Source organism: Corynebacterium lipophiloflavum DSM 44291 (assembly GCF_000159635.1).
GTDB lineage: Bacteria > Actinomycetota > Actinomycetes > Mycobacteriales > Mycobacteriaceae > Corynebacterium > Corynebacterium lipophiloflavum.
Window position 1 is genome coordinate 523,367 of sequence record NZ_GG667191.1, and the last position, 22,641, is coordinate 546,007.

19 protein-coding genes and 1 pseudogene are annotated in these 22,641 nt (G+C 66.1%); 10 read left to right on the forward strand and 10 right to left on the reverse strand.

What is annotated here, in order from left to right:
* Nucleotides 1-86: 86 nt before the first annotated feature.
* On the forward strand, nucleotides 87-1,175 hold the full coding sequence (locus HMPREF0298_RS02650) for a YhjD/YihY/BrkB family envelope integrity protein (RefSeq protein ID WP_040422199.1): 1,089 nt from the start codon (nucleotides 87-89) through the stop codon (nucleotides 1,173-1,175).
* On the opposite strand, the gene HMPREF0298_RS02655 is transcribed toward HMPREF0298_RS02650, so the two are convergent.
* Nucleotides 1,108-2,373: a D-alanyl-D-alanine carboxypeptidase family protein gene (locus HMPREF0298_RS02655; protein WP_006839549.1), complete on the reverse strand. Its 1,266-nt coding sequence runs from the start codon at nucleotides 2,371-2,373 to the stop codon at nucleotides 1,108-1,110. The two genes, HMPREF0298_RS02650 and HMPREF0298_RS02655, sit on opposite strands and share 68 nt — an antisense overlap.
* A 158-nt stretch (nucleotides 2,374-2,531) precedes the next feature.
* Between HMPREF0298_RS02655 and HMPREF0298_RS02660 the strand changes: the two genes are divergently transcribed.
* Nucleotides 2,532-3,245 (forward strand): VIT1/CCC1 transporter family protein, encoded by a 714-nt coding sequence (locus HMPREF0298_RS02660; protein ID WP_006839550.1) that lies wholly within the window; start codon nucleotides 2,532-2,534, stop codon nucleotides 3,243-3,245.
* Nucleotides 3,246-3,251: 6 nt separating this feature from the next.
* Here HMPREF0298_RS02660 and HMPREF0298_RS12895 read toward each other — a convergent pair whose 3' ends face one another.
* The 5 genes and pseudogenes from HMPREF0298_RS12895 to fliE all read right to left on the reverse strand — a co-directional run bounded on the left by HMPREF0298_RS12895 (nucleotide 3,252) and on the right by fliE (nucleotide 6,781).
* On the reverse strand, nucleotides 3,252-3,890 hold the full coding sequence (locus HMPREF0298_RS12895; RefSeq protein ID WP_006839551.1) for a trimeric intracellular cation channel family protein: 639 nt from the start codon (nucleotides 3,888-3,890) through the stop codon (nucleotides 3,252-3,254).
* Between the two features lie 166 nt (nucleotides 3,891-4,056).
* Nucleotides 4,057-4,260 (reverse strand): annotated as a pseudogene (locus HMPREF0298_RS12900) (TRIC cation channel family protein); the annotation flags it as partial.
* Nucleotides 4,261-4,299: 39 nt separating this feature from the next.
* On the reverse strand, nucleotides 4,300-5,538 hold the full coding sequence (locus tag HMPREF0298_RS02670) for a hypothetical protein (protein ID WP_006839552.1): 1,239 nt from the start codon (nucleotides 5,536-5,538) through the stop codon (nucleotides 4,300-4,302).
* Nucleotides 5,539-5,560: 22 nt separating this feature from the next.
* Nucleotides 5,561-6,499, reverse strand: a complete 939-nt coding sequence (locus tag HMPREF0298_RS12870) for a C40 family peptidase (protein ID WP_006839553.1) — start codon at nucleotides 6,497-6,499, stop codon at nucleotides 5,561-5,563.
* Entirely contained in the window at nucleotides 6,500-6,781 is a 282-nt protein-coding gene (fliE, locus tag HMPREF0298_RS02680; RefSeq protein ID WP_157464344.1) for a flagellar hook-basal body complex protein FliE, read from the reverse strand.
* A gap of 70 nt (nucleotides 6,782-6,851) precedes the next feature.
* On the opposite strand from fliE, the gene upp reads away from it, so the two are divergent.
* From upp to HMPREF0298_RS02700, 4 genes are all read left to right on the forward strand, one after another.
* A complete protein-coding gene (gene upp / locus HMPREF0298_RS02685; RefSeq protein ID WP_083789499.1) occupies nucleotides 6,852-7,487 on the forward strand; it encodes a uracil phosphoribosyltransferase in 636 nt (211 codons plus the stop codon).
* 61 nt (nucleotides 7,488-7,548) lie between these two features.
* Nucleotides 7,549-7,968, forward strand: coding sequence for a helix-turn-helix domain-containing protein (locus tag HMPREF0298_RS02690; RefSeq protein WP_245527430.1), 420 nt, complete (start codon nucleotides 7,549-7,551; stop codon nucleotides 7,966-7,968).
* Between the two features lie 56 nt (nucleotides 7,969-8,024).
* Entirely contained in the window at nucleotides 8,025-9,218 is a 1,194-nt protein-coding gene (locus HMPREF0298_RS02695; protein WP_006839557.1) for an amidohydrolase, read from the forward strand.
* Nucleotides 9,219-9,285: 67 nt separating this feature from the next.
* A complete protein-coding gene (locus HMPREF0298_RS02700; RefSeq protein WP_006839558.1) occupies nucleotides 9,286-10,692 on the forward strand; it encodes an NAD(P)H-quinone dehydrogenase in 1,407 nt (468 codons plus the stop codon).
* Here HMPREF0298_RS02700 and HMPREF0298_RS02705 read toward each other — a convergent pair.
* Nucleotides 10,689-11,999, reverse strand: coding sequence for a helix-turn-helix domain-containing protein (locus HMPREF0298_RS02705; protein WP_006839559.1), 1,311 nt, complete (start codon nucleotides 11,997-11,999; stop codon nucleotides 10,689-10,691). The genes HMPREF0298_RS02700 and HMPREF0298_RS02705 overlap by 4 nt on opposite strands.
* 161 nt (nucleotides 12,000-12,160) lie before the next feature.
* Between HMPREF0298_RS02705 and prpD the strand changes: the two genes are divergently transcribed.
* From prpD to HMPREF0298_RS02725, 4 genes are all read left to right on the forward strand, one after another.
* On the forward strand, nucleotides 12,161-13,672 hold the full coding sequence (gene prpD, locus HMPREF0298_RS02710) for a 2-methylcitrate dehydratase PrpD (protein WP_006839560.1): 1,512 nt from the start codon (nucleotides 12,161-12,163) through the stop codon (nucleotides 13,670-13,672).
* Nucleotides 13,672-14,595, forward strand: coding sequence for a methylisocitrate lyase (gene prpB / locus HMPREF0298_RS02715; RefSeq protein WP_006839561.1), 924 nt, complete (start codon nucleotides 13,672-13,674; stop codon nucleotides 14,593-14,595). Before prpD ends, prpB begins: the two co-directional genes overlap by 1 nt.
* A 14-nt stretch (nucleotides 14,596-14,609) precedes the next feature.
* Nucleotides 14,610-15,752 (forward strand): bifunctional 2-methylcitrate synthase/citrate synthase, encoded by a 1,143-nt coding sequence (locus tag HMPREF0298_RS02720; RefSeq protein WP_006839562.1) that lies wholly within the window; start codon nucleotides 14,610-14,612, stop codon nucleotides 15,750-15,752.
* A 221-nt stretch (nucleotides 15,753-15,973) separates the two neighbouring features.
* Nucleotides 15,974-19,384 (forward strand): pyruvate carboxylase, encoded by a 3,411-nt coding sequence (locus HMPREF0298_RS02725; RefSeq protein ID WP_006839564.1) that lies wholly within the window; start codon nucleotides 15,974-15,976, stop codon nucleotides 19,382-19,384.
* Here the strand turns inward: HMPREF0298_RS02725 and HMPREF0298_RS02730 are convergent.
* The 3 genes from HMPREF0298_RS02730 to HMPREF0298_RS02740 all read right to left on the reverse strand — a co-directional run bounded on the left by HMPREF0298_RS02730 (nucleotide 19,381) and on the right by HMPREF0298_RS02740 (nucleotide 22,633).
* Entirely contained in the window at nucleotides 19,381-19,713 is a 333-nt protein-coding gene (locus tag HMPREF0298_RS02730; RefSeq protein WP_425358135.1) for a GNAT family N-acetyltransferase, read from the reverse strand. The genes HMPREF0298_RS02725 and HMPREF0298_RS02730 overlap by 4 nt on opposite strands.
* Before the next feature lie 157 nt (nucleotides 19,714-19,870).
* Entirely contained in the window at nucleotides 19,871-21,637 is a 1,767-nt protein-coding gene (locus tag HMPREF0298_RS02735) for an acetyl/propionyl/methylcrotonyl-CoA carboxylase subunit alpha (RefSeq protein WP_006839566.1), read from the reverse strand.
* 138 nt (nucleotides 21,638-21,775) lie between these two features.
* Nucleotides 21,776-22,633: a sulfurtransferase gene (locus HMPREF0298_RS02740; protein ID WP_006839567.1), complete on the reverse strand. Its 858-nt coding sequence runs from the start codon at nucleotides 22,631-22,633 to the stop codon at nucleotides 21,776-21,778.
* Nucleotides 22,634-22,641: the final 8 nt, after the last annotated feature.

Below are 22,641 nucleotides of genomic sequence, written 5' to 3' on the forward strand. Positions count from 1 at the left end.
CGTTGGCAAACTCGCTGGCAAAACTTGCCCTAAACTGTGTTCCCACAGGTAAAAATTAAGCAAACCCGAACATGGAAGGACAGCTTATGGCGACCTCCACCGCGCCCCGCAAGGCGTACCAGGACGAGCAGGGCATTGAGCGAGCGAGCAAGCAGCAGGACAACGGGCCTGCCGACAAGGTGGCCAAGAAGTCCCCGTTCGTGGCGCACCTGCTGCGCATGAACGAGCGCTTTGCCAAGGAAGGGGGAAATCAACTCTCCGCGGGCATTACGTACTTCTCGGTGCTGGCGTTGTACCCGCTCGCCATGCTCCTCTTCGCCGGCATGGGTTTCTTTCTTGCTAATCGCCCGGAGTTGATCGAGCAGATCCGGACGCAGCTCGACAACTCGCTCGGCGGGGAGGTCGGCGGCGTGATATCGCAGTTAATCGACTCCGCGATCGCGCAGCGCGGCGCCGTCGCCGGTATCGGTTTGCTCACCACTTTGTGGTCCGGTCTTGGCTGGATGAATAACCTGCGCGTCGGCATTTCCGCGATGTGGAAGCTCGACGCCAACGAGGGTGGCAACTTCATCATGAAGAAGCTGTGGGACCTGCTCGGCCTGATCGGGCTGATCCTCCTGTTCATTCTCGCCTTCGCGGTGACCGCGATCGGTACATCGTCGTTTACGAGCGACGTCATGGACCACTTCGGGCTGGGTAACTTCCCCGGCGCCCGCTTCGTCGTCTGGCTCATCGGACTTGCCGTGGGTATCTTCGCCAACTTCCTCGTGATGGCGTGGCTGGTCATTTTCATGCCGCGCACGAAGGTGCCGTGGCGCTCCGGGCTCAAGGGCGCGCTACTCGGCGCTTTCGCCTTCGAGCTGATCAAACAGTTCGCCACCGTGATCGTCAGCTCCGCCACGAAAAACCCGGCCGGCGCGATCTTCGGCCCGATCATCGCGCTGATGGTCGTGCTCTACCTCATCTGGCGTGTGGTGCTCTACGTTTCAGCATGGACCGCAACCACCGAGGAATCCCTGGCCATGCAAAAGACCGAGGTGCCTGAGCCCGCAGTGATTAACGTGCGCGCGGCTGCCGCGACCCAGGCCAAGCCGGTCAAGGGAACCGCTATCGGCGTCGGTGCTGCCCTCGGCGCCCTCGGTGTCGGCCTGATGTCGTTGCTAACGCGCGACTAGCAATGATCCCAGCGCCGGCAAGGGCGAGAACCGCGCCCACAATCAACACCGGCAACCACGGCCGGGCCCGAGAGTAGGGCTCTGCCTGAGCTTCGGCCACCGCGGCCCCGCCAGGGGCTTCAGCGGTGGCCGTCGGCGTTTGCAACGCGGTAGGCGCCTGGGAGGAAGCAGCCTCGAGCGTGGCCACGGACGTGCCGGGGTCAAACCTGTAGGACTCGTGGAGCAGCTGCTGTGCTTGCTGCCAGGCTCGGGCCTTGTTCACGGTGGTGTCGAGGACAACGGCCACGAGGCGCCGGCCGTCGTGGTTCACAGCGCCGACGAAGGTGTGGTTGGCGTCGTCGGTATAACCGGTCTTGCCGCCGATGCCCTCGGGATCGTTGAGGTAGAGCGCGTTGTCGTTCCACAGCTCGAAGCCGGGAAGGTCGTCGAAACCGGGGAAGGGATACGACTGCGTGTCGACGATCCGAGCAAACGTCTCGTTGCCAAACGCAGCGCGGTAGGCGAGCGCCATATCCCACGCGGAGCTCGACATGCCGGGGCGATCCAGGCCGGTGTAGGTAGCCACCCGGGTGTCATTCATGCCGAGTTGCTGCGCCAGCGCATTGACCTTTTGTAAAGTCGCCTCGTCGCCGCCGAGCTCTTGTGCCAGGGCGTGCGCGGTGTCGTTGCCCGAGGCCATCAGCAGGCCGTGGAGTAAGTCGTTGACCGTGTACACACCGCCGGCGCCGATGCCCGCCGCGGACCCTTCCATATTCGCCGATTCAGCGCTAACGGTGACCTGCTTGTCCAGGGGTAGTTCGTCGATAGCCACGAGCGCGAGGAGCACTTTGATGATGGACGCGGGACGGTAACGGCCGTGGGGGTCTTTCATCGCCACAACCTCTCCGGTGTCCAGGTCCGCAACCAGCCATGCGGAGGCGAGGACTTCCTCGCCGACGGCGAAGCCATCGGGGGTGCTCACGCCGCACGGGCCCTGGTAGCCGACGGGCAGCGGGGTGGGGCTGCCGGCGGCCGCTGCCTCCGAAGTCGTTCGCGGCTCCGGCGGCCACGTGGCGTGCGGGCAGCCGTCGGTATTCGGCATGGATTCGCGCGCTGAGGTCGTCGGCGTGGATTCCTCCTGGGTCCATGCGGCGGGTTGGGCCGCGCCGATCAGGGTCGCGCAGGCGAGAAGGGTCGCAGTTCGTCGTGTGGTACGCATTGCGGCGAACTTTACGCCCGTCAGATACACCGGGGGCGCTTTGCGGTGCGCATTGATGGCTTCCGGTGAGGATAGCCTCACCGAAGAACGTCATGACCTGCGTAAACTTAGGCTTTCCACGCTTGCGCGCATGGTGGTGCAGGAGCAAGATATCGACTATGTCAACGAAAGAAACGCAAGGTGCTCCGGCGAGCGTGGGCCTGAACGAACAACTCAACAAGCTGCGCGCCGCAGTGCTCGGCGCCAACGACGGCATCGTCTCCACTTCGGCCGTCGTTGTCGGTGTGGCGGGCGCCACCTCGGACATCAGGGCGGTCGCGACGGCCGGCATTGCGGCCGTCATCGGCGGCGCTGTGTCGATGGCGCTGGGGGAGTACGTCTCCGTGTCCTCTCAGCGCGATACCGAGCGCGCCTACATCGCCAAGGAAACAGCACTGCACAACGCCGATCCGGACAGCGAGTTCGCCCACCTTGTCGCCGCCTACGAGGCGACGGGACTGAGCCGGGAAACGGCGACCCAGGCAGCCACAGAGCGCACCGCTGCCGATCCGCTCAAGGCGCACCTCGAGGTCCACTATGGCATCAACGAAGAGGACCTGGTCAACTCCTGGTCCGCGGCCATCGCCTCCTTCATCGCGTTTTCGCTGGGCGCGTTGCTCCCGCTGGCGGCCGTGTTGCTTCCACCGGATGCGTGGCGGGTGCCAGTGACGTTCGTGGTCACCCTCCTCGCCCTCGCGATCACGGGAGCGGTGTCGGCGCGAATCGGCGGCGCAGATCCGAAGCGCGCCGTGCTCCGGCTCGTTATCGGCGGCGCGCTCGGCCTGGCGGTGACCTTCGGAGTCGGCTGGGCCTTCGGCACCACGGAGCTTTAAGGCACACTAGCGCGGCTCGCGCTTCTGCTTGCCGTCGCCCTCGGCCAAGTGCATGGCGAGTATGCCGGCCAGTTCCGGGTCGGACAGGATCAGCTCGACGAGCCCCTCTTGGACTTCTTTCTGGTCCACGGCGGGGGCGGAGTCGGCGTAGGACGTGCCGTCTTTGTCAAAGCCAAACCCGTTGCCGCCGGTGTAGGCGGCAACGCGCGCCTCGGCGTCCTCGCGCGTGCCGGGGGCACTCGCGTTGTCGCTGAGCTCGCGGGCCTGAACTCGGCTGAGCGTGGCGTGGCGCCAGTCCCGCACCCGCTCGGGCTCAATCTTGTGCACCCCGCGCTTCGCCGCAGCGGCAAGCTGCGATGCGGTGGTGTTGACTGGGGCGAACTGCGGGGACGTGGGCACGCGCCAGTCGCGGTAGTAGGCGATCATGGAAATGGTGAAGCTGGTCAGCGGACCCGCCACCGCGCCGAGCGCGAGGTGGCCCGTGTTCACGCCGATGAGCGTGACGACGGCACCTGCGATCGCGGGCACCACCGTTGGCTGATTGTTGCCGAACACCGCAGGTTCGCGTCCGATCAGAACGTCGCGGATCATGCTTCCGCCCGTGGCGGTGAACACGCCCATCATGATCGTCGGCAGAACCGGCAACCCCGAACGTGATCGCCTTGAACGCGCCGACTGAGGCCCACAGTGAGGAGATGAGCGCGTCACCGTGGTCGCGCACCTTTTCCCAGGTGTTGCCCTTGAAGTAGGTAAAGCGCGCGATCAGTGCACCCGTGAACGCGAGGATCAGGTAGGCGGGTTCTCTCATCGCGGCGACGGTGCCCTCGTTGATGAGGACGTCGCGAAGCATGCCCCCGCCGAGCGCCGAGACCATCGCGATGAACAGGAAGCCGACGATGTCGTAGCCGCGCTGCCGAGCAATCGTTCCGCCGATCGTGCCCATGATGAGCACGCCACTTAAGTCAAGCCAGTGATAGATGGATTCAATGATCGGATCGACCTGATCGGGAGTCATAGCCCGCCATCATAGGACGCGTTGTCTACGCGGCGGGGCCTAGAACTTGGAGAAGCGCTTGATCAGCTGGTTTTCCATATCTGCCCAGGTTTGCGCCTTGTCTGAAAAAGGCGCGGTGGGGACGTAGCCGCTGGCCTCGGTGGAGCCGAGCATGTAGGCGAGGTAGTCCTGCATGCGGGGGTTGGCCAGCAGCAGGGAGTTCAGAGAGTCATCCTTCGCCCAGTCGGCGGCGTCGGCGAGTAGCTCGTAGGCCTTGGACATCTGGGCGGTGTCGACAGCGTCAGGGCCCTTCTCAATGTCGGCGGCAAGGCCGTTGAAGGAATACGCGTTGTCCGGGTGAACGGTGACCTCGAGCTCGCCCGCGTTAGCGAGGTTGACCAGGTCCGGCCAGGTGGACACCCCGGCAAGCTCGTGGTCGTCGTTTTCCACCATCCACCGCAGCATGTGCTTGCCGGAGGGGAAGGTGAAAATCTCGCCGTACTTGCCCAAAAACACCGGCGCCGTGCCGAGGTAGGTGCGCAACGTGTACACGCTTGTGCCCTGCATGGTGATCTTCACCGGGTCAATGCCCGCGTTAAACCACGCGGAGTCGTCGTAAGGGTCGGCGCTCGCGGCGCGCCTGTGCGCCTCCTCCTTTTCCCGCTCGGCATCTGCTGCCCGTGCGCTCTGGGCGGCGGCGATGCGCTCTTCCGCGGCGGAAACGGCGCCTTCGCCCAACGACGCCTCATCGACGACCTGGACGCTCGCGTCGAGCGAGTGGACAACGTCCGCCCAGTTCGCTAGCACGGCCCGGCCGACCCCGGACCATTCGCTCAACCCGTTTTCGCCCGCGTAGTGTTCCGACCCGCGCGCAACGTTGCCCAGCACGGAGTGGGAGGCGAAGAAGATCTGGGCCTCACCGGCGGCGGTGACATCGGCAAGAGAACGCGAGATGCGGAACACTTTGTCGAGCTTGGAGACGTTTTCGTGGCTCGGCCGCCCGGCGAGATAAGCGGGGGCGCCGACGATATCGTAGAAGTTTCTGTCCTCGGGCACGACCCGGTCGTCGCCCTGGGAGTTAAACCGCGCCCACTGCGGGTGATCCGTTAGGTCGTGCGGCGCGCCCGAGTCAAGGAAGGCCAGCATGTGGGCCGGGGAGGCGAAGACGAGGACCGAGGTCTCATCGCCGAGAAACGCCTGCCACTGCGTCCCGTTTTCCTTCCAAGCCGGGGCCCACAGGGTGCAGAAATCGCCCTGGGTGAGTGACAGTGTGACCGGAACAATCGCGCGGGTGCTCATGGTGGAAAACTCTACTCAACCCCTAGCCCGTCGGGCGCCAGAAGCCCTTGAACTCCATGCCGAGGTTCTGTGTTCGCACCGGGTTCATTTGCACCGGGTCGCCGGCCTCGATGTACATGCCGTCGCCGGCGTACATGGCCACGTGCCCGTCCCACACCGCCAGGTCGCCTGGTTGGAGCTGGTCGTAGGGGACTTGCACGCCGACGGCCTGCTGGTGCGCCATGCGTGGCAGCTCCACACCGGCCTGCCGGTACGCCCACGACGTCAGCCCGGAGCAGTCGAATCCGCCGGGCGAGGTCCCGCCCCACTGGTACGGCGTGCCGAGCTGACTGCGCGCCGCTTCCACCGCGGCGCGCCCCACGGCACTGCCCTCGGTCGCCTCGCCTGCGCCACCGGCTGGCTCCGCCAGCACGTGCTCCGTGGTGTCCGCGGCCTGCTCCATCGCAACCGGCTGCGCGATCTCGCGCAGCTTTTCCGTGGCGCGCTGGGCGTCGGGAGTTGCCTGCAGCGGCTCCTCGGCGAGTACGGAGGTGGCGATGCCGGTCATGAGCTTGGTGTGGGGATCAAGGTCGCGCTCGAGTTGGATTAGGCGCTCGTTGATCTCGTCGAACGCGCGTTGTGCGAGCTCGGCTAGCCGCAGCGCGGCGGACACCTGCCCGGTCGGTGTCAGCGCCAGGGCGATGAGCGTCGCCGCCTCGGCGAGGTAGCGCTGACCCACCGCGGTGATGTCGGCGGCGGCCTGGGTCAGCAGCGCGGCAGCTGCCGACATGGAGTTGTCGATGTCGCTGCGGTGGGCGGCGAGGCTTTCGGCGGCGTCGATCAACCGGGACGGATCTGCCCCCACGACCCGCGCGAGATCAACGACCGAGTCCAACCCCGGCAACTCCGCGACCCGCACGGGGTTGAACTGCGGGGGAATGGACTCGGCGACGGTGCGCAAGACCTCCTGCGGCGAGATCATTTACAGCACCGCCTTGAGATCGCGGGCAAGTGACCCGTCCACGCTTGTCGTTGCATCCACGGTGAGATCCATGACATCGGCGAGGCGCAGGGCCTCAGCGCGTAGCTGGCTACAGCGGTCGTTGACGCGCCCGATCGCGGATGCGAGCGCGGCGTGAAAATCAGCGGCCGGCCCGAATCCGGGCACAGCGGCGGGCGGGATATCCGTGATCTGGGCGGCCGCGGTGCGCAGCGACGACGTCAGTGCCGCAACCTCGGAAGCGTCGACGACAAAAGTTCTCATGGCCTTATTTGACTGCTCCACCGACCACCAGGTTCCCTCAGGGCCAAAATTGGCAACTAGCATGGGCCCCATGGACATCACCGTCGTCGATCACCCCCTGGCCGCCTCGCGCCTGACCATCATGCGCGACGAACGCAGCGACAACGCGGCGTTTCGGGCCGCGCTCGCGGACCTGGGCGCGATGCTCATCTACGAGGCGTCACGCGCGCTCGAGGTGGAAAAATTCTCCTGCCGCACCCCCGTCGGCGAGGCGGATGGCATCCGGCTGGCCAAGCCGCCGATCATTGTGCCGATCATCCGCGCCGGCCTCGGGATGATCGACCCGGCGCTGTCGATGATCCCCGACGCCCAGGTCGGCTTCATCGGCCTGGCACGCGACGAGACCACCCACGAGCCGGTGCCGTACCTCGAGGCGCTGCCTGAGGACCTCTCCGCGCAGCCGGTGTTCGTCGTCGACCCCATGCTGGCCACCGGTGGCTCGCTGATCTACGCGCTGGATCTGCTCAAAGGACGCGGCGCGGACGACATCACCTGTATCTGCATCGTTTCGGCGCGGCAGGGCGTCGATAAGCTCGCTGCCCACAGCCCCGACGTCCGGCTCGTCACCGCCGCGATTGACCCGGAACTCAACTCCGATGCCTACATCGTGCCCGGCCTGGGCGATGCGGGCGACCGCCTGTACGGCCCGCGCAACATTTTCCTGTAGTAGGCTTGGGCCCCGTCGTATTGGGGGATATGGACAGCGGGGGGCTGTTATGGCGGACATCATGCCGCAATCCAACTGGGCAAGCTATGGTTTTGTGCTGGCAGAGCGCCTGCGCGCGCTGCGCGAGATGAGGGGGTTGAGCCAGCGGCGACTGGCGGAGTTGGCGGGAGTTTCGCGCAGCCTGATATCCAACCTCGAGCGCAACCAGTACAACACGGCGCGTTCGGCGGACCCGACGCTGTCGACGGTCTACCGCATTGCGCATGCGCTGCACGTTCCCCCGGTGGCGCTGCTCCCGGCGTCGGATTCCGTTGTCAAGGCGCGCTGCGCCGAAGACGCCGCGGCCGTCATGCAGGTGTGCGCGGTGTGGCCCACCGCGCCGGAGGACACCGCTCGCTTCCACGCGACGTACCTTGTCAGCGGCCCGGCCACGTACCCGCCGCGCTTCGAGCAGCACCGCGCGATGAACCGCTTGGTCTAGTTGCTAGACTCAGCCCAGAGAAAAGATTTCCGGGCTACAAGCAGGAGGACACGCACGTGGGCAGAGGATCCGGCATCGCCGCCGCCGTTGGCGAGTGGGTACGCGCCAACGAGGACACCGTGACGCAGTGGCGCCGACACATCCACGCCCACCCCGAACTGTCCCACGAGGAAGTCGCCACCACCGCATTTATCTCGGAAGTGCTGAGCGAGCACGGGTTAAATCCCGTGCCCTTTCCCGGCACTGGGCTCTACGTCGACCTCGGGCCCGGTGACGGCGACCGCCTCGCCTTCCGCGCGGACATCGACGCGCTCAGCGTGGCTGAGATCTCCGGCCTCGAGTTCGCCTCGGGCACCCCGGGGGTGTCCCATGCCTGCGGGCACGATGTGCACGCCACCATCTGTATGGCGCTCGCCTGTGCTCTCGCGGAGCTGGACCTGGACTACGGCGTCCGGATCATCTTCCAGCCAGCGGAGGAGGTGATGGGCGGCGGCGCGGTGGACGTGATCCGCTGGGGCGGGCTGCAAAACGTTTCCGCGATCTACGCCCTGCACGTGGAGCCCTCGCTGCGGGTCGGACAGATCGGGGTGCGCACCGGGGCGATCACCTCGGCCGCCGATGTCCTCGAGCTCGAAATCACCGGCCCCGGCGGGCATACCTCCCGCCCGCAGGTCACCGCGGATGTCGTCTACGCCGCCGGTGCGGTGATCACCCAGCTGCCCGCGCTGCTGTCGCGCCGGGTGGACCCGCGCACAGGCACCGTGGCGGTGTTCGGCGCGGTGGAAGCGGGAGGGGCCCACAACGCGATTCCCAAATCCGCGCGGCTAAAAGGCACGATCCGCACCTCCGACATCGCCACGTGGCGCGCGATCGAGGAGCTCAGCAGCGAGCTCATCGCCCAGATCATTGCCCCGACCGGCTGCGAGTTCGAGCTCAACTACACGCGCGGCGTACCGCCCGTGCTTAACGACGACGTCGCGACCGCCCTGGCTGTCGAAGCCGGCCGCTCCGTCGACCCGCACGCCGTGGTGGCCACGCCGCAGTCCTCCGGCGGGGAGGATTTCTCCTGGTACCTCGAGCACGTCCCCGGCGCCATGGTCCGCCTCGGTGCGTGGGATGGCAAGGGTGACAAGCAGGACCTGCACCAGGGCGATCTCAACGTGGACGAAAAGTCGATTGCCGTCGGGGTGCGTCTGTTCGGTGCGGTGGTGGAGAAGTACTTCGCTGCTGTCGCTAGCGACGCTGAGTGACTGTAGACTTGCGTCGGTCTAACGCGACCGGCAGTTTCATGTCGAGCCCATCACGGAGGAAAACCAGGTGTCCAAGAAGATCGTCATCATCGGTGGTGGCCCAGCGGGTTACGAGGCGGCGCTGGCCGGCTCGAAGTACGGTGCGGATATCACTTTGATCGAAAATCGCGGCATTGGCGGTTCTGCGATCAACCTCGACGTGGTGCCCTCCAAGGGATTCATCGCGGCGTCGAACATCAAGACCGACTTGCGTCGTGCCGACGACATGGGCTTGAACCACGGCCTCGGCGAGGCGAGCTTGATGATCACCGCGTTGAACAACCGCGTGGTGGCGCTGGCGTCCGAACAGGCTCGCGACGTCAGGACCCAGCTTGAGCGCGCCGGGGTGAAAATCATCCGTGGCCACGGCGCCCTGTCCTCGGAACAGACCGGCCACACCACCCACAGCGTGAAGGTGACCTACCCGGATGGCACTTTCGAGCGCGTCGATACCGACATGGTGCTGGTGTGCACCGGAGCCTCCCCGCGCGTGATCAAGGGTGCCGAACCCGACGGCAAGCGCATCTTGAACTGGCGCCAGGTCTACGACCTCATTGAGCAGCCGGAGCACCTCATCGTGGTCGGTTCGGGCGTGACAGGTGCGGAGTTCGTCTCGGCGTTCGCCGAGCTCGGTGTGAAGGTGACCATGGTGTCCTCCGGCAGCCGCATCCTGCCGCACGACGACGCCGATGCCGCGGACGTGCTGGAGACGGTCCTGGCGGGACGCGGTGTTGAGGTGGTCAAGGACGCCTACGCCGACAGCGTGGTCAATGCCGGCGACAGCGTGGTGGTCACCACCAAGGACGGCCGCGAAATCACCGGATCCCATTGCATCATGTCCATCGGTTCGATCCCCAACACCAAGGATCTCGGCCTGGAAGCCAACGGTGTGGCCATGACACCGTCGGGCCACATCCACGTCGACCGCGTCTCGCGCACAAACGTCGCGGGTATCTACGCGGCGGGTGACTGCTCCGACCTGATGCCGCTGGCCTCCGTCGCCGCGATGCAGGGGCGCATCGCAATGCACCACGCGCTCGGCGAGGGCGTTGAGCCACTGCGCTTGAAGACGGTGGGCAACGCCGTGTTCACCCGCCCGGAGATCGCGGCGGTCGGCGTGACTGAGCAGCAGATCACGAACGGCGAAGTCGACGCCGACGTGATCAAGCTGGATCTGGAGACCAACCCGCGCGCCAAGATGCGCTCCCTGCAGCACGGCTTTGTCAAGATCTTCTCCCGCAAGGGCTCCGGCCAGGTGCTCGGCGGGGTCATCGTCGCGCCGACTGCGTCCGAGCTGATTCTCTCGCTCACCATCGCGGTGACCAACAACTTGAGCGTCGCTCAGCTCGCCGAATCCATGGCGGTCTACCCCTCGCTGTCCGGCTCGATCACCGAAGCCGCGCGTCGCCTGGTTACCTCCACCGATCTGGACTAGCCGGCAGTTCCCCGCGGCGCCTCAAGCTTGGGAAACGCGCGCTGCGGGCAGGTCGTGCGCGGGCAGGTTTCGCAGCCCGGGCCGATCGGGGTGGCGGAGCCCAGACTCAGATCGAGCCCGTCCGCGTAGACGAGCTTTTCCGCGTGCGCGATGTCGCATCCCAGCGCGACGGCGTTCTCCTGCCGGGGTGCTCCGAACCCCGCGGTCGGGCCCTGCACCATCCGCGCCACCCACAGGTAGCGGCTCCCGTCCGGCATTACGGACACCTGGCGCGTTACCCGATTAGGGGTATCAAAGGCGCGGTGGACCACCCACAACGGGCACGTCCCGCCCGTGACGGCGAAGGGGAACGAGGTGGTGGACTGGCGTTTGGAGATGTTGCCCGCCCGGTCGGTCCGGATAAAGAAGAACGGCACCGCCGCAGCGCCGGGGCGCTGGAGCGTTCCCAGGCGCTGGCAGGTGGATTCGAAACTGGTGCCGAAGCGCGACGAGATCACCTCGATGTCGTAGCGGGTGCTTTCCGCCGCGTGGAGAATTTCCGTGTACGGCATAGTCACCGCGGCCGCGAAATACTGCGCGAGTCCGTGCCGGGCGATGCGGCCGGAGGGGGAGTTGTCCCCGCGGGTGTCCGGGTGCGCGGCCACGTGAGCGTCGATAAGCGGGGCGAGGGTATTCAAACCGTAATGGTACGCCATTTCGAAGCACTGCTGAGCTTCCGTGAGGCCGGATCGCAACCGTAGCTCGCGGGCGGGAACGTCGTAGACGGAGCGGGGGCCGCCGACGTCCTGGTTGAAGCGGACGCTGACACCGAGGTTCTTGTCGAAGGCCGCGGTGAGACTGGTCAACCGCGCCTGACGTCCGCGGGCGGCGGCGGCGAGCTCCTCCGCGGCCCGATCGAGGTCTGCGAAGTGGTTGCGGTTGTCCTGGAAGAATGTGCGCACGGCGGAGTAGGGGTTCGCGGCTCCGACGTGGAGGTTCGAGGGGATGGACACGATGGCTTCGGCGACAGCGGGGTAGCGGGCGGCCATGTCGCGCAGCACCCCCGGGGCGACACCGGGCAGGAGGCCGGAGAGTTCGGTGAGGGTGCGACGCTCGTCGTCGCCGGAGAAATAGGCCGGGTCGAGGCCGAAGGCGCGGGAGAGCTCGACGAGCACGGACACGGTCAAGGGGCGCTGGTTGTTCTCCAGCTGGTTGAGGTAGCTGGTGGAGATGCCGAGGCGCTGCGCCATGTCCATCTGGGTGAGGTCGTTGTCCCGGCGCACCGTCCGAATCCGTCCCCCCGCGTAGAGCTTGCCCACCGTGCGCACCCGCCTTCCTCTGCCGTGAACTGCATTTTTACAAACTTTACATACTAAGGGGGTTTAACATGCAAACTTTCACACTTTTGATCATGGCGGCGGTCACAATCGTTCTCCTACTATGAGGTGAACCATTCAATCTTGAGTGACTCAAGGAGTAACGCACTGCCATGATCAACCACGAAGTACGCACACGCCGTTCCGCAGAGGAGTTCCCGATCGAGGAGCACCTGGCATACAAGGTGGCCAAGGTCGCTGCCGATCCGGTCGAGGTCCCCGAGAACACCAAGGAAATGATCATCAACAGGATCATTGACAACGCCTCCGTCGCCGTGGCCTCCTTCGCGCGACGCCCCGTCACCTCGGCCCGCGTGATGGCCCAGGCCCACCCCGTCAGCGAGGGCGGTGCGCCGCTGTTCGGCGTCGACGGCAACTACTCCGCAGAGTGGGTCGCATTCGCCAACGGCACCGCAGTGCGCGAGCTCGACTTCCACGACACCTTCCTCGCCGCCGAATACTCCCACCCCGGCGACAACATCCCGCCGATCCTCGCCGTCGCCCAGCATAAGGGCCTCGACGGCAAGGCCCTGATCCGCGGCATCGCCACCGGATACGAGATCCAGGTCAACCTGGTCAAGGGAATCTCCCTGCACGAGTTCAAGATCGACCACGTCGCGCACCTCGGCCCCTCGGTCGCCGCCGGCATCGGCACCATGCTCGGCCTCGACGTGGACACCATCTACCAGGCCGTCGGCCAGGCGCTGCACACCACCACCGCGACACGCCAGTCGCGCAAGGGCCTGATCTCTTCCTGGAAGGCCTCCGCCCCGGCGTTCGCCGGCAAGATGGCTATCGAAGCTGTCGACCGCGCGATGCGCGGCGAAGGCGCACCCGCCCCGATCTGGGAGGGCGAAGACGGCGTGATCGCCTGGCTGCTGCACTCACCGGAGCGCACCTACATCGTGCCGCTGCCCGCCGACGGCGAAGCCAAGCGCGCGATCTTGGACACCTACACCAAGGAGCACTCCGCGGAGTACCAGGCGCAGGCCCCGATCGACCTTGCGCGCCGCATGAAGGCGGCCATCGCGGAGGCCGGCAAGACCACTGCGGACATCGAGTCCATCGTGCTGCACACCTCGCACCACACCCACTACGTCATCGGCACGGGCGCGAACGACCCGCAGAAGATGGACCCAACCGCCTCGCGGGAGACGCTGGACCACTCGATCATGTACATGTTCGCCGTCGCGCTCGAGGACGGCACCTGGCACCACGTCGATTCCTACACCCCGCAGCGCGCGGGCCGGCCGGAAACGGTGGAGCTGTGGCACAAGGTTTCCACCGTCGAGGACCCGGAGTGGACCCGTCGCTACCACTCCACCGACCCGAACGAGAAGGCCTTCGGCGCCAAGGCAGTGATCACGTTCACCGACGGTTCTGTGATCCAGGACGAGATCGCTGTCGCCGATGCGCACCCGCTCGGTGCGCGCCCCTTCGGTCGCGAGGACTACATCGCCAAGTTCCGCACCCTGGCCGCCGGGATCGTCTCCGAGGAAGAGCAGGAGCGCTTCCTCGCGGCAGTCCAGGACCTGGAAAACCTCACCGACCTCACCGAGCTCAACGTCCGCGTCACCGAAGAGGCTGCCGCGAAGGCGCCCGAGACCCCGGCAGGCATCTTCTAATGTTCGCGCCAGAGAAAACGCCGCACGAGCGTCGTCAAGCGCTGCGCGGGTCGCTGACTTCACCCACGATCACGAAGCTGCCCGGCGCGTTCTCGCCGCTGGTGGCCCGCTTGATCGAGGACATCGGCGGCTTCGAGGGCGTCTACGTCTCCGGCGCGGTCGTGGCCAACGACCTGGGCCTGCCGGACATCGGTCTGACCACATTGACCGAGGTGGCCAACCGCTCGTGCCAGATCGCGCGCGTGACCAACCTGCCCGTGCTTGTCGACGCCGACACCGGCTTCGGCGAACCGATGAGCGCCGCCCGCACCGTCGCGGAGTTCGAGGCAGCCGGCGTGTCCGCGCTGCACCTCGAAGACCAGGTCAACCCGAAGCGCTGCGGCCACCTCGACGGCAAGGAGGTCGTGCCCCGCGACCTGATGCTGCGCCGCATCACAGCCGCGGTGCGCGAGCGCCAAGACGATGCCTTCGTCATCTGCGCGCGTACCGACGCCGCCGGGATCGAGGGCATCGACTCCGCCATCGAGCGTGCCAAGGCCTACGCCGACGCCGGTGCCGACCTCATCTTCACTGAGGCGCTCTACTCCGTGGCCGACTTTGAGAAGTTCCGCGCCGCGCTCGACGTACCGCTTTTGGCCAACATGACCGAGTTCGGCAAGACCGAGCTCATCCCCGCCGGCAAGCTCGAAGAAATCGGCTACAACGCGGTGATCTGGCCGGTCACCACCTTCCGCACCGCGATGGGGCAGACCGAGGCGATGCTGCGCGAGATCAAAGAGACCGGCACCCAGGAAGGGTGGCTCGATCGCATGCAGCACCGCTCACGGCTCTACGAGCTCGTGCGCTACGACGAGTACAACCAGTTCGACCAGTCCGTGTTCACCTACTCGGCGGATACCTACCGCCCGACGTTTGAGAAGTAAAAAGGAGCAGCACCATGACCGAGCAAGAAGTGCGCAAGGGTCTCTACGGCGTTGTCGCTGACTACACCGCAATCTCCAAAGTCAACCCTGAAACCAACTCGCTGCTCTACCGTGGCTACCCCGTTCAGGAACTCGCCGACAACGTCAGCTTCGAAGAGGTTGCCCTACTTTTGTGGAACGGCGAGCTGCCCACCGGTGAGGGGCTCGACGAGTTCTACGCCAAGGCACGCGCCCGCCGCGGCCTCGACGACGACCTGATCAAGGTCATCGAATCAATGCCGCAGGACTGCCACCCGATGGATGTGCTGCGCACGGCAGTGTCGTTTTTGGGCACGCGCGATCCGCACAAGTTCACCCAGGACACCGACCACATCCGCGACATCGCGCTGACGCTTTTGACGAAGCTGCCCACCATCGTCGCGCTCGACATCCGCCGCCGCCGCGGGGAGGGCTACATTGAGCCGGACCCCGCAAAGGGCTACGCCGAGAACTTCCTCTGGATGGTCTTCGGCGACGGCGAAGGTTCGCCGGCGACGATCCCATCCGACATCGAGGCGTTTGAGAAGTCGATGATCCTCTACGCCGAGCACTCGTTCAACGCCTCGACGTTCGCCGCCCGCGTGATCACATCCACCAACTCGGACACCTGGTCCGCTGTGACCGGTGCGATCGGTGCGTTGAAGGGCCCGCTGCACGGCGGCGCCAACGAGTTTGTGATGCACAACTTCGTCGAGATCGACGACCCGGCCAAGGCCGAGGAGTGGACCCTGGACAAGCTCAAGAACAAGGAGCTGGTCATGGGGTTCGGCCACCGCGTGTACAAGAAGGGGGACTCGCGCGTGCCGACGATGGAGGCCGCCTTCAAGAAGCTCGCCTCCGAGCACCCGGAGAAGGACTCGCAGAAGTGGGTCGAGATCTACGACATCATGGCAAAGACGATGTACGACAACACCTCGATCCACATCATGCCGAACCTGGACTTCCCGGCCGGCCCGGCCTATCACATCCTCGGTTTCGACATCGAGTTTTTTACCCCGCTGTTTGTCATGGCCCGCATCACCGGCTGGACCGCTCACATCATCGAGCAGTACGAAAACCCGACGATCATCCGCCCGCTGGCCGCGTACAACGGCCCGGACGAGCGCCACGTGCGCTAGCCGACGGGTTGAGTGACAAAAGTTGCACCGCTGGTGCAACTTTTGTCATTTTCCCAGGTCGTTTTCGGCGCCGGTACAACTTCTGTCACTGGCCCCCACCAGCGCCCACAATCACAGAAGCCCCCACACAGAGCGAAATTCAAGCCCGCTCGTGTGCCTTCTTTGGGGGTTAGAATCAGCTTTAGCATGACCCCACACCCGCTCGGGAAAGGACCACCACCATGGCTCGCACGCTTCCGCACTTTGACAAAGTCCTCGTTGCCAATCGGGGTGAGATCGCCGTGAGGGCGTTTCGTGCAGCGTTCGAGACCGGGGCCAAAACGGTCGCGGTCTACCCGCGCGAGGATCGTAACTCCTTCCACCGCCCGTTTGCGGACGAGGCCGTGCAGATCGGCGTCGAAGGCCAGCCGGTTCGCGCCTACCTGGACATCGACGAGATCATTGCGGCCGCGAAGAAGACGGGCGCGGACGCTGTGTACCCCGGCTACGGCTTTCTGTCCGAGCGCGCTGAGCTCGCCCGTGAGTGCGCGGAGAACGGGATCACCTTCATCGGCCCCAGCCCGGAAACGCTGGATCTGACGGGTGACAAGGCTGCCGCCGTCCAGGCCGCGGAGCGCGCAGGGCTGCCCACGCTGAAAGACTCCGAGCCCTCGGATGACCCGGCGCAGATCGCGGAGTTTGCCAAGGAGTTCGAGTTCCCCGTCTTTGTTAAGGCCGTCGCGGGCGGTGGTGGGCGCGGGATGAGGTTCGTGGAGCGTCAGGTAGACGTCGAGAAGCTCGCGGCGGAAGCGTCGCGCGAGGCGGAGGCAGCGTTCGGCGACCCCCGGGTCTACGTCGAGCGCGCGGTGATCAACCCGCAGCACATTGAGGTGCAGATCCTTGCCGACGGCCAGGGCAACGTCATTCACCTCTTCGAGCGTGACTGCTCCCTGCAGCGCCGCCACCAGAAAGTTGTGGAGATTGCCCCGGCGCAGCACATCACACGGGAGCAACGCGAACGGATTTGCGCGGACGCGGTGCGCTTCTGTGAGGAGATCAACTACGCGGGTGCGGGCACGGTCGAGTTCCTCGTCGACGAAAACGGCAACCACGTCTTCATCGAAATGAACCCGCGCGTCCAGGTCGAGCACACGGTGACGGAGGAGGTCACTGGCGTCGACATCGTGCGCTCGCAGCTCTACATCGCCGCCGGCGCCACCCTCGACGACCTCGGCCTGAACCAGGAAAGCGTGCAGCTCACCGGTGCCGCGCTGCAGTGCCGCATCACCACCGAGGACCCCGCCAACGGCTTCCGCCCGGACTCCGGCCTGATCACCGGGTACCGTTCGCCGGGCGGTGCGGGCGTGCGTCTCGACGGCTCCGTCGCCGTCGGCACCGAAATTACCCCCAACTTCGATTCCTTGCTGGTGAAGATGACCTGCCGCGGCAAGGACTTCCAGATCGCCGTGGACCGCTCGCTGCGCGCGCTCAACGAGTTCAGCGTCACCGGGGTCTCCACCAATATCGCGTTTCTGCGCCAGCTCCTATCGCATCCCGACTTCCGCTTCAAGCGCATCAACACCGGATTTATCGCCGAGCACCCGGAGCTGCTCGAGGCGCCGGCGGCGGCGGACGAGATCGGCCGCATCCTCGACTACGTCGGCCACGTCACCGTCAACCAGCCCAACGGCCCGCGGCCGACGAACATCGCACCGTCGAAGAAGCTGCCCGAGCTCAACTACGGCGACCTGCCGCGCGGCTCGCGCGACGACTTGCTGGAGCTCGGCCCCGAAAAATGGGCGCAGAAACTTCGCGGGCAGACCGCGCTCGGCGTCACCGAGACGACCTTCCGCGATGCGCACCAGTCGCTGCTGGCGACGCGCATCCGCACCAACACGCTCGTCGCCGCCGCAAAGCACGTCGGCTACCTCACCCCGCAGCTGACCTCGGTGGAAGCGTGGGGCGGGGCGACATACGACGTCGCCATGCGCTTCCTGCACGAGTCGCCGTGGATGCGCCTCGACGAGATGCGCGAGGCGCTGCCGAATGTCAACCTGCAGATGCTGCTGCGCGGGCGCAACACAGTGGGCTACACCCCGTACCCCGACAGCGTGACCAAGGCGTTTGTCGCCGAGGCCGCCCGCAGCGGCATCGACATCTTCCGCATCTTCGACGCGCTTAACGACGTCTCCCAGATGCGCCCGGCCATCGACGCCGTGCTGGAGACGAACACCACCGTCGCCGAGGTGGCGATGGCGTACTCCGGCAACCTGCTCGACCCGGCCGAGGACCTCTACACCCTCGACTACTACCTGCGCCTCGCCGAGGAGATCGCGGGCACCGGGGCACATGTGCTGGCGATCAAGGACATGGCGGGGCTGATGCGCCCGGCTGCTGCGACCCGCCTGGTCGGCGCGCTGCGCGATCGCTTCGACCTGCCCATCCATGTGCACACGCACGATACGGCGGGAGGGCAGCTGGCAACCTACCTCGCGGCGGCCGCCGCGGGCGCCGATGTGGTCGACGTCGCTTCCGCGCCGCTGGCCGGCACCACCTCGCAGCCGTCGATGTCCGCGCTGGTCGCGGCGTTTGCCAACACCGAGCGCGACACGGGACTCTCGCTCGAGGCCGTCTCCGACATGGAGCCCTACTGGGAGGCCGTGCGGCAGGTCTACGCGCCGTTTGAATCCGGCATTCCCGGCCCGACCGGCCGCGTGTACAAGCACGAGATTCCCGGCGGCCAGTTGTCCAACTTGCGCACCCAGGCCAACGCTCTGGGCCTGGGTGAGCGCTTCGAGCTGATCGAGGACACCTACGCCGCGGTCAACGACATCCTCGGGCGCCCGACCAAGGTGACGCCCTCGTCGAAGGTGGTCGGTGATCTCGCGTTGCACCTCGTGGGCGCGGGCGTTGACCCTTACGTGTTCGCGGAAAATCCCCGCAAGTTCGACATCCCCGAGTCCGTCATCGGATTCCTCCAGGGTGAGTTGGGCACCCCGCCCGGCGGTTGGCCGTTGCTGCGCGACAAGGCGCTTGAGGATCGCGCCGTGGTCAACCGCACCGTCGAGGTTCCCGCCGAGGCGGCCCAGGCATTGGAGTCCGGGGACGAGAAGCTGCGGCGCCAGGCGCTGGACCAGCTGCTCTTTCCCAAGCAGTACGAGGAATTCCTCGAGCACCGCCGCGCCTACGGCATCACCGACCAGCTCTCGGACAAGGCGTTCTTCTACGGGCTGGTCGAGGGCGAGGAAAACCTCATCTACTACGGCGAGGTCGCCGAAGAGAAGACCCCGTTGGTCGTGCGACTCGAGGCGATCGGCGACGTCGACGACAAGGGCATGCGCCAGGTCATTGTCACCGTCAACGGCCAGGTCCGCCCCCTGCGCGTGCGCGACGAGTCCGCGGAATCTTCCGTCGCCGAGGTGGAGAAGGCCGATGGCTCCAACCCGGGCCACGTTGCGGCCCCGTTCGCTGGCGTTGTCAACGTCACCGTCAACGTCGGCGACGAGGTCGCCGAAGGCGACCAGGTCGCCACTATCGAGGCGATGAAGATGGAGGCCGCGATCTCCGCGCCCAAGGACGGAACGGTCGAGCGCATCGCGCTGACAAAGGCGACGAAGGTCGAAGGCGGAGACCTCGTGGTGGTGATCAGCTAGAGCTCGAGCGCCATCACGTTGTCGGCGGCGGTGTTGTCAAACCCGAAAGTTTCGTAGCGGTGCCGCGCCCTGGGGTTGTCCGGGTCGACGAACAGGGCGAGGCGCCGCGCCCCCTGGGACCGGGCGAGGTCGCAAGCGGCCCGAAGCAGCGGGTGCCCAGTGCGTGGCCCGCAAAGCGGTTTTCCACGGCGATTGCCAGCTCGGGGACGTCGGGGCAGAGGTTGGCGAAGCCCTGCTCGGGCGAGGCCCAGTGCCGCAACCAGACCCCGCCGGCCGGGGTGCGGTAGGGGTCGAACGCGATGACCCCGCCGTCGCGCAAAGGGTCCCACTGGTCGACGTACTCGTTAACGCCGCGCAGCGAGGACTCGCTGAGTGGAGCTGACTCGTCGCCGAACACCTCAGTGAGGTAGTTCAGGCGCTGAATGTAGGTGCGGTCCGATTCGCGTGCCGGGCGCAGTGTGAACTCCATGAGCCCAACTTTAGGGACTACTTCAGCTCCATCAGCACGGCACCCTTGTTCACTTGGCCGCCCTCGACTGCGGCCAAGCCGGTGACGGTACCGGCCTTGTGCGCCTTGACGGGGTTTTCCATCTTCATCGCCTCCAGGATGAGCACGACGTCGCCCTCGGCGACCTCGTCTCCCTCTGAGACGTTGACCTTGATCACGGTGCCCTGCATGGGTGCCGCGACCGCGTCGCCGGAGGCGGCAACCTTGGTGCCGGAGGCGCGGCGCTTCTTCGGCTTGCGGCGCGGGCCTGCGCCGAGAATCAGGGAGTGGGGCAGCGCGACCTCGATGCGGCGGCCGTTGACCTCCACCGAGAAGGTGCGCTTGGGCTCGCTGGGCTCGGCGCCCTCGGCACCGGCGTCCTCGTCGGAGTCCACGTACGGCGGGATCTGGTTGTCCCACTCCTCCTCGATCCAGCGGGTGTAGACGTCGAAGGACTCACCGTCGCCGGTGAATGCGGCGTCGTCAAGCACTGCCTTGTGGAAGGGGATGACGGTGGGAAGGCCCGAGACCGTGTACTCATTCAGCGCGCGTTTGGCGCGCTGAATGGCCTCGTCGCGGGTTTCGCCGGAGACGATCAGCTTGGCCAGCATCGAGTCGAACTGGCCGCCGACGACGGAGCCGGCGCGCACGCCTGAGTCGACGCGCACGCCCGGGCCGGACGGCTCGGCGTATTCGCTAATGGTGCCCGGTGCCGGCATGAAGTTCGCCGCCGGGTCCTCGCCGTTGATGCGGAACTCGATCGCGTGGCCGCGCGGGGTGGGGTCGCTGACAAGGCGCAGCTTTTCGCCCTGCGCGATGCGGAACTGCTCGCGGACTAAGTCGATGCCGGCGGTGACCTCGGTGACGGGGTGCTCGACCTGCAGACGCGTGTTGACCTCCAGGAACGAGATCAGTCCGTCGGCGCCCACGAGGTACTCGACGGTGCCGGCGCCGTAGTAACCGACCTCGCGGCAGATCGCCTTGGCGGAGGAGTGGATGCGCTCGCGTTGCTCATCGGTCAGAAACGGCGCCGGGGCCTCCTCGACAAGCTTTTGGAAGCGGCGTTGCAAGGAGCAATCGCGCGTGCCGACGACCACCACATTGCCGTGCTGGTCTGCCAGGACCTGTGCCTCGACGTGGCGCGCTTTGTCCAGGTAACGCTCCACGAAGCACTCGCCGCGGCCGAAGGCGGCGACGGCTTCGCGTGTCGCGGAGGCGAACAGCTCGGGGATTTCCTCGCGGGTGTAGGCGACTTTCATGCCGCGCCCGCCGCCGCCGAATGCGGCCTTGATGGCTACCGGCAGGCCGTGCTCGTCGGCGAACGCGAGCACCTCGTCCGCGTCGGCGACGGGGTCCTTGGTGCCCGGCGCCATGGGAGCGTCGGCGGCCTGGGCGATGTGGCGGGCGGTGACCTTGTCACCCAAGGCAGCGATCGCCTCTGGGGAGGGGCCGATCCACGTCAGACCGGCGTCGATGACGCGGCGGGCGAACTCGGCGTTCTCAGACAGGAAGCCGTAGCCCGGGTGAACGGAGTCCGCGCCGGAGTCCGCGGCGGCCTTGAGGATCTTGTCCATGTCAAGGTAGGACTCGGCGGCGGTAGCGCCCCCGATGGCGAAAGCCTCGTCGGCCATTGCAACAAAAGGAGCGTCCGCGTCCGCGTCGGCGTAGACGGACACAGACGCGATGCCGGCGTCTTTGGCCGCGCGGATGACGCGGACGGCAATTTCACCGCGGTTGGCGATGAGTACCTTCTTCAACTGTGACACGACTTGAGTTCCGTCCTTACTGCGACTTTATTAACGTAATAGGCAATTATCGGTTCTGCTAGGTACAACCAAAATGCGAACTGGAATGTTACAGCCCACATTCAGTACAAAGTACTTAGCTTCGGTTAACTTTCTGCCTCAGGCCTTTCCGCGGGCGATCGGAACCCCGACCAGGTTGCCCCATTCCGCCCACGATCCGTCATACAACGATACGTGGTCGAAACCGAGCGCATAACGCAACGTGTACCACGTGTGCGCCGCCGCGGCCCCGAGATTGCAGTAGGCAACAGTGTCCTTGTCCGGGTCGAACTGCGCATACGCTTGCTCAATGTCCGCACGGCACTTGAACCGCGCGTTCCGGTGGACGGCTTCACCCCACGGGACATTGACCGCACCCGGAATGTGGCCGCTGCGCAGGCACGAGGCGGAAACTGCGGACGCCGTGCCGGAGAATTCGTCGGGGGTGCGGGCGTCGATAAGCTGCGGCGAGGGCGAATCACGCACGCCGGCGACGAAGGTGCGGATCGCGGAGTCGTCGCGCTCCACCACGGGGTAGGTGACTTCGGGGTAGCTCGGCACGGCGAAGGACGTATCGCGCTCCTCGCCCATCCAGGCGTCGCGCCCGCCGTCGAGCAACCGGACGTCGGGGTGGCCGAAGAGCTCGAAGACCCACGCGGTGTAAGAGGCCCACCAGTTGGCGCTGTCGCCGTAGACGACGACGGTGTCGTCGCGCGAGATGCCGCGCGAGCCCATCAGTTCGGCGAAGGCGGCGCCGTCGATGAAGTCGCGGCGCACCGGGTCGTTGAGATCCCGGCGCCAATCGATGCGCAGTGCGCTGGGAATGTGGCCAATGTCGTAGAGGAAGGCGTCCTCGTCGGACTCGACGACTTTCAGCCCGTCGATGCCGAGGCGCGCGGACAGCCATGCGGCCGAGACGAACTTTTCGGGGTGGGCGAACTCTTGGAACAGCGGGTGCGGGTCATGCTCGATGCCCATGCGGTACC